Origin of the sequence: Actinoplanes sp. NPDC051633 (assembly GCF_040681735.1) — a bacterium.
Classification (GTDB): Bacteria; Actinomycetota; Actinomycetes; order Mycobacteriales; family Micromonosporaceae; genus Actinoplanes.
The window spans coordinates 1-10793 of record NZ_JBFAZH010000141.1; the positions used below are offsets into that span (position 1 = coordinate 1).

The following is a 10793-nucleotide window of genomic DNA, read 5'->3' on the forward strand; positions in this document are numbered from 1 at the left end:
CCACGATTCTGTCGTCGGCCGCCGACATCTCCGTGCTGGGCTCGGCCCATGACGGTGCCGAGGCGGTCGAGCTTGCCGTGCGGCTGCGGCCCGATGTCGTGCTTCTGGATCTGCGGATGCCCGGTGTCGATGGGCTGGCGGCCATCCCGCGGCTTACGGCGCTGGTCTCGGCGCCTGCGGTGGTGGCGCTGACCACCTTCGACGCGGACGACTACGTGTTGCGCGCGATGGAGGCCGGCGCGTCCGGGTTCTTGCTCAAGTCGACCTCGCCCGGTGAGTTGGTCGACCTCGTGCGGGCAGCGGCCACCGGCAACTCCGTGATGTCGCCCGCGGCGATGCAACGGCTGCTCCGCGCCACTCAGCGGCACACCGACGCGCAGCGCGACGAGCGACGCCGGGCGCGGGCGCTGCTCGAGCGGCTCACCGACCGCGAGGTGGAGATCGTGGTCTGCCTCGGGCGCGGGCACAGCAACGCCCAGATCGCGGCCGATCTGGACCTCGCCGAGAGCACGGTCAAGGGCTACGTCTCGCGGGTGATGGCCAAGCTCGCCTGCGACAACCGCACGCAGGTGGGGCTGGTGGCCTACGACGCGGGGCTGGTCGATATTCGCGGTGCCCGAGGATCCTGACTCGATAATCTCGCCGCGTGCCCGAGCTCATCACGCCCACCGTCCGCCTGCACCGCCAGTGGCTCGATGCCCGCGACGACTGGGGGAGAGGCGTCCACCAGGACGGCTCCGGTCTGCGGCCGACCGACGACGTGGACTCCGCGGCGGGCTTCGCCGACTGGGTCACGCGCCTGCGCAGCGGGCCCGAAGGCCGCGACTGGGTGCCCTGCACCTACTGGTGGATCGTCGACGGCGACACCGTGCTCGGGTCCATCTCACTGCGGCATGAGCTCGATGACGACCTGCTCCAGCGGGGCGGCCACATCGGGTACGGCATCAGACCGTCGGCGCGCCGACGCGGCCTCGCCTCCTGGGCACTCGGCGAAGTCCTCACCGCGGCCCGCAAGCTGAACATCGGCCGCGTCCTCATCGCCTGCGCCGTGACCAACGAGGCCTCGCGGCGCGTCATCGAGCACCACAACGGCGTCCTCGAGGACGAGCGCGACGGCAAATACCGATACTGGATCGACCTCAGCTGACCAGGCGGCGTTCCCACGCCCAGGCGGCTATCTCCACCCTGTTCCGGGCGCCCAGCTTGGTTTGCACGCTGCCCAGGTGGGTCTTCACCGTGCCCACCGAGATGAACAGCTGCCCGGCGATCTCCGCGTTGGTCAGGCCTCTGGCCGCCAGCTTCACCACGTCCAGCTCGCGCGGCGACAGCCCGCCGTCGTCTCCGGTCGGGGTGGGCGGGCTCAGGTGCTCCAGCAGCCGCACCGTGATCGACGGGCTGATCAGGGCGTCACCCGACACCGCCGCCCGGACCGCCTCGACCAGCAGCGCCGGGCCGGAGTCCTTCAGCAGGAAACCCGCCGCGCCGTTGCGCAGGGCCGTGTGCACGTACTCGTCCAGGTCGAAGGTTGTGACGACCACAACCTTGACCGGCTCCGCCACGCCCGGCCCGGCAAGCAGCCGCAGCGCCTCCAGACCGTCCATCTTGGGCATCCGGATGTCGAGCAGCGCGACGTCGGGCTTCACCCGGCGGGCCAGGGCCACCGCTTCGACGCCGTCGGCCGCCTCGCCGGCGACCTCCATGTCGGGCTGCGCACCGATGATCATCCCGAAGCCGGTCCGCACCATCGCCTGGTCGTCCGCAATGATGACGCGGATCAACGGCCCACCTCCATCATCAGCGGCAGCGCCGCGTCGACCACCCAGCCGCCGTCGATGCCCGGCCCGGCGGTGACCCGCCCGCCCACCGTCTTGACCCGCTCGGTCAGCCCCACCAGACCGTACCCTTGCCGCTCGCGCGGCATCGTCGTGCGGGGCGGCGCGCCGTCGTTGGCCACCCGGACGAGCAACCATTCCTCGGTACGCCGGACCCACACGTCCACCACCCGCACCCCGTCCGCATGCTGCCGGATGTTGGTCAGCGCCTCCATCACCACCCGGTACGCCGACGTCGACACCTCCACCGGCAGCCCGTGCACGTCGCCGTCGGTGTGCAGCCGGGCGAGCGGCCCGCCCGTCGCGGTGAACTGCTCCACCAGCGCGGCCAGCTCGGGCACCCCGGCGATTGGCGCGAGCGGTGCATCCGGCCGCGCCGACGGGTCGCGCAGTACGCCGACCATGCGTCGCATCGACGCCATCGTCTCGGCGCCCGCCTGCTCGATCTGCTCCAGCGCCAGCAGCACCCGCTGCGGGTCCTGCTCGGCGATGAACCGTGCGCCCTGCGCCTGCACCACGATGCCGGTGACGTGATGGGCGATGAAGTCGTGCAGGTCGCGGGCGAACTCGGCGCGCTGCTCGGCGCGGACCGCGTCCATCGCCCGGGAGCGCTGCGTGTCCACCGTTCGCAGATAGACGCCGCCGCCGATCGCGACCGCCGCGGCCAGGGCCAGGATCAGCCCGCAGATGATGAAGATGTAGTCGAAGCCGCCGCGCATCGGCAGCAGGCCGACCGCGGCGACGGTCGCGACCACCGCCATCACCGACCAGGCCGGGTCGCCGCGCCGGCAGACCACGAAGAGCACCCCGAGCAGGGCCAGCGCCTCGGCCATGCCGAAGCTGGCCTGGGTCTGCTGGGCGGCGGCGATGACGAAGGTGGTCAGCAAGGAGAAGGCGGAGAGCAGCAGCGCCGCCTTGGGCAGCTTGACCGAGCCCTGCTCGTGCCGGGGCAGCCACACCCCGGCGGCGGCCAGCGCCGGGGGGATCAGCAGCAGACCGGCGCCGCCGCTGTTGTTCACCGCGGAGAGCACGTCGATGACGCCGAGCACGGCCATCGTCAGCAGCGCGCCGGCCTGCCCGGCGCGCAGCAGCGCGGTCCGATTCACCTGATTCGCCATCGACACCCAGGTTATGCGGTGGTCATGCGGCACCCATCGGCCGAAAGGCAGATCCCCACCCGGACGGGATCCCGCCCCGGGGCCGATGTGTCGCCCGCCCGGTCGTCGAGAGAGTGTGCCGACCCCAGCGGAGGAGAGAAACGTGACGACCCTTGCTTACGGCCGGCCCGGAACCATGGCCGCGGTGTCCGCGGTCGACCTGGTCAAGGTGTACGGCAGTGGAGACACCGCGGTACGCGCCCTGGACGGGGTGACCGTGGGCTTCGACCGTGCCCGGTTCACCGCGATCATGGGCCCGTCCGGCTCCGGGAAGTCGACGCTGATGCACTGCCTGGCCGGCCTCGACACCGCGACGAAAGGCCAGGCGCTGCTCGGCGAGACCGACCTGACCGTGCAGCCCGACCGGGTGCTGACCCGGGTACGCCGCGAGCGGATCGGCTTCGTCTTCCAGTCGTTCAACCTGCTCCCGCAGCTCACCGCCGAGCAGAACATCACGCTGCCTTTGGACCTGGCCGGCCGCCGGCCCGAGCGGCAGCTGTTCGCGCACCTGATCGACGTTCTCGGCCTGCGTAGCCGCCTCGCGCACCGGCCCAGTGAGCTCTCCGGCGGCCAGCAGCAGCGCGTCGCCCTGGCCCGGGCCCTGGTGTCGCGGCCCGAGGTCGTCTTCGCCGACGAGCCGACCGGCAACCTCGACTCGCGCTCCGGCTCCGAGGTGCTCGGCTTCCTGCGTAACTCGGTACGCGAGCTCGGCCAGACCATCGTGATGGTCACCCACGACCCCGGCGCCGCCGCGTACGCGGACCGCGTGGTGCTGCTCGCCGACGGCCGCGTGGCCGGCGACCTCGATCGCCCGGACCGTGCCGCCGTCACCGACGCCCTGCAGCAGCTGGCGGCGGCCCGATGAGGGGGGTCCTGCGCACCCAGCTCGGCGGCGCCGCCCGCCGCCCGGCCCGTTTCCTGCTCACCGGCCTGGCCGTCCTGGTCGCGTCCTTCGTGGTCTACGCGACCGTCCTGGCCCAGCAGATAACCGTGAAGAGCCTGCTCAACGGGCTCAGCACCACCCCGGCCGCGGCGTCGCTGGTGGTCTCCGGCGAGCAGCTCACCCCCGACCTCGTCACCAGGATCGAGAAGACGCCCGGCGTGTCCGCCGTGGCCGGCCGGGCGTACGGCGGTGCCGAGTTCGGCGGGCAGTACCTGACCCTGACCGCGGACCCGGGCGCCGGCCCGCTGGCGGCGGCCCGCCTGACCCAGGGCCGCTATCCCGACAAGGCCGGCGAGCTGGCGGTCACCCCACGCACCGCCGAGCGGATGGGCCTGTCGGTCGGCACGAAGACGAAGATGGTCACGCGGTGGGACGACGACGGCAAGCCGGCGGCGCCGGTGAAGGTGACCGTCACCGGTCTGGTCGACGTCGGCGATGACCGTGGCGATGAGGCCTACGCCCCGCTGAGCACCTTGATGAAGTTCGGCAGCACCACGGTCGACCACATCGACGTGACGGCGGGCGACCCCGAGCGGGTGAAGACCGCGCTCGCCGCGCTGGCCGGGGCGAAGAACAAGGTGGAGGACGCGCAGACGGTCCGGGTGCGCCAGGCGGCGGAGAAGGCCGATGGCGTCAACGACATCTTCGCCGTGGTCGCCATGTTCGTGGCCATCGCGGTGGCTGCCGCGGGTCTGGTCGCCGCGTCCACCTTCCGGATTGTCTTCGCCCAGCGGATGCGGCAGCTCGCGCTGCTCCGGGCGGTCGGCGCCGGCCGGGGTTCGCTGATCCGGGCGCTGGCCGCCGAGGGCGCGCTCACCGGCCTGGTCGCCGGCGTGATCGGGGTCGGCGTCGCCTATCTGGCCGGGCTGGCGGTGCCGCTGGTGTCGAAGTCGCTGGTGTCGCCCGGGTTCCCTGTGCTGGAGGCACTGGGCGTGGTCGCCCTGGCGGTGTTCATCACCGTCGTGGCGGTGCTCGCGCCGGCCTTCTCGGCCGCGCGGGTGTCGCCGCTGGAGGCGCTGCGGTCGGCCGCCGTGACGCAGGGTAGGAGGAGCATCGGCGCGTTCCGCTGGGTGAGCGGGTTGCTGCTCGCGTCGGGCGCCGGGCTGCTGGTCGCGTACGTGCTGCTCAACCTGCCCGGCCGGGACGACAAGGACTACCGGCCGGACGTGATGCTGCTGGTCATCGTCGGCTCGGGCGCGCTGGCGTTCCTGGCGCTGATCGCGCTGGGCCCGGTGCTGGTCCGCCCGATGCTGGCCGCGGTCGGCTGGCCGTTGCGCAAGCTCGGCCCGACCGGCAGGCTCGCGGTCGGCGGCGTGGGTGGTGCGCCCCGGCGCGCGGCCGCGGTGTCGGTCGTGGTGGCGCTGGGCGTGACGCTGATCGCCGGAGCGCTGGTCAGCGTGGCGTCCGAGCGGGTCCTCGCGGATCGCCAGTCGGCCGTCGCGGTGCCCGCCGACTTCGAGGTGACCTCGAGCGAGCCGCTGGACCCGGCCGTGGTCGAGCGGATCCGCGCCCGTCCCGAGCTGATCCACGTCGCGCCGTATCGCCGGCTCGACGAGATCACCGTCGGCACCACCGCCGTCGAGGGCAGCGACCTGCCGCTCTCCGCCCTGCCGGCGCTGACGGACCTGGACGTTGCCGAGGGCTCCTGGCGCGACCTCGAGCCGGGTCGGGCGGTGGTGGCCGGCTACCTCGCCGACGTCGCGTCCCTGCACGCCGGCGACGAGGTCACCCTGAGGTCGGCGAAGGGTACGGCCACCGTCACCGTCGCCGCGGTACTGCCCGACTCGGCGCCGCTCTACACCGGCATCGTGCTCACACCGGGTGACCTGACCCGGCTGGGCGCCGCGGCCGGCTACTCGGGGCTGCTCGCCGACGCCGCCAGGTCCGGTGAGGACGCGCGCACCGAAGCCCAGCGGGCCCTGCGGCAGGCCACCGGCGGCGGAGCGGGTGTCGGCCTCGAGGTGCTCGCGGACAAGCGCGACGAGATCGACCAGGAGCTCGACATGCTGTTGCTGATCGTGATCGGGCTGGTCAGCCTCACCGTGCTGATCGCCGTGGTCGGCGTCGGCACCACCACCGCGCTGTCGGTGGTCGAGCGGTCGCGCGAGTCCGGCCTGTTGCGTGCCGTCGGCCTGGGTCGCGGTGGCCTGCGCGGGATGCTCACCGTCGAGTCGAGCCTCTACGGGGTGCTCGGCGCAACGATGGGTCTGCTGCTCGGCGTCCCGTACGCCTGGCTGGCCATCAAGGCGCTGGGCCAGAACATGCCGCTGTCTCTTCCGGTTCCGCAGCTGGCGGTGGTGTTCGGCGTGCTCGTGGTGATCACCGCGCTGGCCGGTGTGCTGCCGGCGCGCCGCGCCGCGAGGGTCAGCCCGGTGACCGCGCTGGGCACGGAGTGAGGCACGGTACCCACTCCTGACCAGAGATCCGCTAGCATCCGCCGGTCCGGCCGCGTTGATCGACGCGGCCCTCCGGGGGGAGAACGGGTGCATCAGCGGAGTTTCATCCGATTAGTCGCGGTCGCCGTGGTGGCGGCCGGTGGGGGTACGGCGGCGATCGTCACGTGGCACGGCGACCGGCCCGCGGCCGTCGCACGGTTCTACGACCCGCCGGTCGCGGCCGAGCCGCCGGTCGGCGAGGAGCCGGTCGCCGAGACCGCGGCCGTGATCGAGCGGCCGGTACGCAAGACCAAGCCGCGGCGCGCGATCTCCCGCAAGATCGAGCTGGCGCCGAGGGCGGCGCGGTCGGCCGACCTGCCGGAGCGGGACGCCGATCCGTTCAGCATGGTCAGCGTCACCTGGACCGACCCCAAGGACGCGCCGTCCGGGACGGTCGAGGTGCGCACCCGGTCGGCGCAGACCCGGCGCTGGTCGCCGTGGCAGGCACTGGAGACCGACGAGAGCAACGGCCCCGACGGCGGCAAGGAGGCCACGGCGAGGGTCCGCGGCGGGACCGGGGCGATCTGGGTCGGCCCGGCCGACGGGGTCGCGGCTCGGGTGCGCAGCGGGCCGGCGTCCGAGCCGCTCCCGGCCGGCCTGCGGCTCAACCTGATCGATCCGGGCACCGACGGCACCTCGATGAGTCGGCCCAGGGCCGGGGGACAGGGCGGCGCGGCGACCGCCTTCCCGGCGTACCGGACGCGGGCTCAGTGGGGTGCCGACGAGTCCCTGGTACGCAACGCGCCGGAGTACGCGAACGACGTCAAGGTCCAGTTCGTGCACCACACCGCGGGCGCCAACACCTACGACTGCGCCGACTCGCCGGCCATCCTGCGCGGCATCCTCACCGACCAAGTCACCAACCGCGGCTGGAACGACATCGGCTACAACTACCTCGCCGACAAGTGCGGCACGCTCTTCGAGGGACGGGCGGGCGGCGTGGACCGCTCGGTGATCGGCGCGCACACGTACGGGTTCAACACCGGCTCGTCCGGCATCGCGGTGCTCGGCGACTACCGCACGATCGGCGTGCCCGAGGTGGTCAAGACGGTGATCGCGAGGGTGGCCGCGGCCCGGCTGGGGCAGTACAACCTGGCTCCGATCGGCACCTCCCCGCTCACCGAGGGCGCGGCCGACGGCAAGTTCCCGCAGGGCACGGTGGTGAATTTCCACCGCATCTCCGGCCACCGCGACGGGGTCAACACCGAGTGCCCGGGCGGCACCCTCTACGGGCAGCTGCCGTCGATCCGGTCCCTGGCCGGCGGCAGCGACGGCAGCCTCGTCGCGCAGGCGCCCACCGGTGGCCGCGCCTATAACGGGTTCTACTACGTCAAGGACACCGTCACGATGAACTGGACGACCACCGTGCCGCAGGAGACGCTCGCGAAGTTCGAGCTGCTGGTCGACGGCGTCGTCAAGGCCACCGCGCCGGCCACCGCGCGGTCCGCGCCGGTGAAGCTCACCGCGGGCACGCGCAAGGTCCAGGTGCGGTCGGTACGCACCGACGGCGGCACCGCCATCACCCCGGCGACCAGCGTCATCGCCGACGACAAGGCGCCGGTCTTCAACCCGGGCCTGTCCATCGTGCCGCGCACCGGCACGGTGTCCGCCACCGTTCTGCCGGTCGCGGTGAAGTGGAAGGTCACCGACAACGTGAAGCTCGCCTCGGTGCGCCTCACCGTGCCGGCCCCGGCGGTGGGCTTCGGCGCGACCGCGACGTCGTACTCGACGAGCGCCAGGCCGGGCACGGCCAAGACGTGGACGATGCAGGCCGCCGACCTGCCGGGCAACGGCGCTGTCTCCACGGTCACGCAGACCGCCACGCTGCTGCCCGAGACGTCCGCGACCCGGTACAAGACCTGGACGGCGAAGTCCAACACGTCGTATCTGAACGGCAAGGCGCTCTACAGCGCGACGGCGAAGGCCCGGCTCACCTGGTCGTTCACCGGCCGCGGGGTGGGCGTGATCGTGAACCGCACCAGCACTTCCGGCAAGATCGACATCTATGTGGACGCGGTGAAGCGGGCGACCATCGACACCAAGACGTCCGGGTCGTCCTACCGGCAGATGATCTGGACGATGAGCACCGGCTCCGGCCGGCACTCGGTCGCCGTGATCAACACCGGGGCGGCCGGGCGGTCCGGCGTCAACATCGACGGCATCGCCTATCTCAAGTGAGGCTGCTCTCAACTGAGGCTGCGCGCGGGCGGGAGCGTGAACCAGAAGGTCGCGCCCCGCCCGTCCTCGCCCTCCGCCCAGATCTCCCCGCCGTGCCGCTCGACCGCACGGTGCACGGTGGTCAGCCCTATCCCGGTGCCCGGGAAGTCCTCGGCGCTGTGCAGCCGGGCGAAGGGGCGGAAGAGCTTGTTCGCCTCGCCGGCCGGGAATCCGGCGCCGTTGTCGCGGACGAAGAAGCGGTCGCCGGAGCAGCCGACCTCGACTGCCGGCTGCTCGACCCTGCGGGTGAACTTGACCGCGTTGTTCACCAGGTTCTCCAGGATCACCCGGACCAGGCCCTCGTCGGCGTCGGCGGTCATGTCCTCGCGTACCGTGAACTCGACCTTGCGCGACGGATCTCGCGCCTGCACCTCGGCCGCGACCTCCCATGTCATCGCGGTCAGGTCGAAGAGCTGCCGGCGCAGCTCGCCGCGGCTCGCGCGGGCCAGGATGAGCAGCGACTCCACCAGGTCGGCCATCCGCTCGGCCGCCGCGTGGATCCGCTGCACCCGATGTCGCACCTGGTTGCTGAGCGGCTCGTCGTCCTCCTCCAGGATGGTCTCGGCGAAGCTCGAGATGATCTGCAGCGGGCCGCGCAGGTCGTGCGAGACCGAGCCGCTGAAGGCCTCCAGCTCCCGGTTGCGCCATTCCAGCTCCTCGACCAGCGCTGCGCGGGTCTCGGCCAGCTGTCGCGCTGCGCGCTCCTCCGCCGCGGCCAGCTCGCGGCGCATCAGCTCCTCACGGATGCGGCGGCTCTCGTCGTGGCTCTGCTTACGGCGGATCTGGGTACGCACGTGCGCGCGCAACGCGTCCGGTCCGTCGACCGTGCGCACGTAGTCGTCGGCGCCCGCCTCCAGACAGTCCAGAATGGAGTCGTCGCGCGCGCCGGTCATCACCAGCGGGGTGTCGCCGATCTGCGGCGCCTCCTTGATCCGCCGGCAGGTCTCCCGGCCGCTGGTGCCGTCGGAGCCGAGCACGATGCAGTCGACCGGCTGCGCGGCGAGCAGCTCCAGCGCCTGGTTCGGCTCGGCGGTCGTCACCACGTCGTACCCGTCGCTGCGCAGCGCCTCGGTCAGCTCGCCGAGCGCGTAACGATCCGGGTGCACGGCCATCACCTTGCTGGGCCCGTGCAGGCTGCCGACCGGGCCGATCGGCAGCTGCTCGGCCGCCTGCCGCAGGATCGCGGCCAGCTTCAGCACGACCACCGCCAGGTCCTGCTGCTTGCGGACGAACCCGTCGGCGCCCGCCTCCAGCATCTGCACCTCGGTGGCGTAGTCGTCGGCGGCGGTCATCAGCAGACACGGGGTGTCCCGCAGGGCCGGGTCCAGCCGGACCCGGCGGATCACTGTGGCGCCGTCGATGCCGGGCATCACGCCGTCGACGATCATCGCCTGCGGCCGGCGGTCCGCCGCCACGCGCAGGCCCTCCTCGCCGGAGGTGGCGGTGAGCACCGCGTAGCCCTCCGGCTCGAGCAGATCGCGCAGCTGCGCGCGGAAGGTCATGCTGTCGTCGATGACCAGCACGGTGGTGCGGTCGCTGTCGGCGTCCAGCCCTGTGTCGAGGGTGTTGAGCAGCTGCCGGACCCTGGCCACCACATAGCCGGCGTCGTACGGCTTGCCCACGTACTCGTCGGCGCCGGTGCGCAGGCCCTGCAGCCGGTCGGCCACCTCCGCCTCGGTGGACAGCAGCACGGTGACCACGGCGTCGCGGCCCGGGGCGGCGCGCAGCTCGCGGAGCAGCTCCAGGCCGTCCGCGTCGGGCAGCAGCACGTCCAGCACCGCCACCTGGAAGTGGGCGTCGGCGAACGCGGCCCGGGCCTCCTCGCCGGTAGAGGCCAGCACGGTCACGAAGCCGTCCGCCTCGAACGCCTCGTGCAGGTCCATCCGCACGGTCAGGCTGTCGTCCACGATGAGGACGGTCGGCGGCGTAGTCATGGCCGCACCTCGCTGAGCACGCGCTCGGCCAGCATGGCCGCGATCCGGGACGGCGGCAGCACGTGCGCCGCCGCGCCGATCAGGGCTGCCTCACGCGGCATCCCGTACACCACGCAGCTCGCCTCGTCCTGGGCGAAGGTCAGCGCCCCGCGCGCCCGCATCCGCAACAGTCCCTCGGCGCCGTCGCGTCCCATGCCGGTCAGCAGGCAGCCCGCGGCGGCCGCTCCGAACTCGGCCGCCACCGACTCGAACAGCACGTCCACACTCGGCCGGCA

The 10793-nt window shown here is 72.6% G+C and carries 9 protein-coding genes; 5 read left to right on the top strand and 4 right to left on the bottom strand.

Features of this window, described 5'->3' with window-relative positions; all coding sequences use genetic code 11:
* On the top strand, positions 1-629 hold a 629-nt coding region (locus AB0M20_RS11185; RefSeq protein ID WP_364296875.1), incomplete at its 5' end, for a response regulator transcription factor.
* Between the two features lie 17 nt (positions 630-646).
* Positions 647-1147, top strand: a complete 501-nt coding sequence (locus tag AB0M20_RS11190) for a GNAT family N-acetyltransferase (RefSeq protein ID WP_364296877.1) — start codon at positions 647-649, stop codon at positions 1145-1147.
* Here AB0M20_RS11190 and AB0M20_RS11195 read toward each other — a convergent pair.
* The gene (locus AB0M20_RS11195) at positions 1140-1778 is read right to left on the bottom strand and encodes a response regulator transcription factor (protein WP_364296879.1); all 639 of its coding nucleotides are present in this window, start codon (positions 1776-1778) and stop codon (positions 1140-1142) included. The two genes, AB0M20_RS11190 and AB0M20_RS11195, sit on opposite strands and share 8 nt — an antisense overlap.
* Positions 1775-2950 (bottom strand): histidine kinase, encoded by a 1176-nt coding sequence (locus AB0M20_RS11200; RefSeq protein ID WP_364296881.1) that lies wholly within the window; start codon positions 2948-2950, stop codon positions 1775-1777. The genes AB0M20_RS11195 and AB0M20_RS11200 overlap by 4 nt, the downstream gene beginning before the upstream one ends.
* Before the next feature lie 175 nt (positions 2951-3125).
* Here AB0M20_RS11200 and AB0M20_RS11205 point away from each other — a divergent pair, with 175 nt between their 5' ends.
* The 3 genes from AB0M20_RS11205 (at position 3126) to AB0M20_RS11215 (ending at position 8545) form a co-directional block, all read left to right on the top strand.
* Complete coding sequence (locus AB0M20_RS11205) at positions 3126-3854, top strand: ABC transporter ATP-binding protein (RefSeq protein WP_364296891.1); 729 nt, start codon at positions 3126-3128, stop codon at positions 3852-3854.
* Positions 3851-6328 carry an ABC transporter permease gene (locus tag AB0M20_RS11210; RefSeq protein ID WP_364296883.1) on the top strand — a complete coding sequence of 826 codons (2478 nt, stop codon included), beginning with the start codon at positions 3851-3853 and terminating at the stop codon, positions 6326-6328. Before AB0M20_RS11205 ends, AB0M20_RS11210 begins: the two co-directional genes overlap by 4 nt.
* 87 nt (positions 6329-6415) lie before the next feature.
* Complete coding sequence (locus AB0M20_RS11215) at positions 6416-8545, top strand: N-acetylmuramoyl-L-alanine amidase (RefSeq protein WP_364296885.1); 2130 nt, start codon at positions 6416-6418, stop codon at positions 8543-8545.
* 8 nt (positions 8546-8553) lie between these two features.
* Here the strand turns inward: AB0M20_RS11215 and AB0M20_RS11220 are convergent, their stop codons facing one another.
* Positions 8554-10518, bottom strand: coding sequence for a response regulator (locus tag AB0M20_RS11220; RefSeq protein ID WP_364296887.1), 1965 nt, complete (start codon positions 10516-10518; stop codon positions 8554-8556).
* Positions 10515-10793: CheB methylesterase domain-containing protein (locus AB0M20_RS11225; RefSeq protein WP_364296889.1), on the bottom strand; the 279-nt coding region annotated here is incomplete at its 5' end. The genes AB0M20_RS11220 and AB0M20_RS11225, both read right to left, overlap by 4 nt.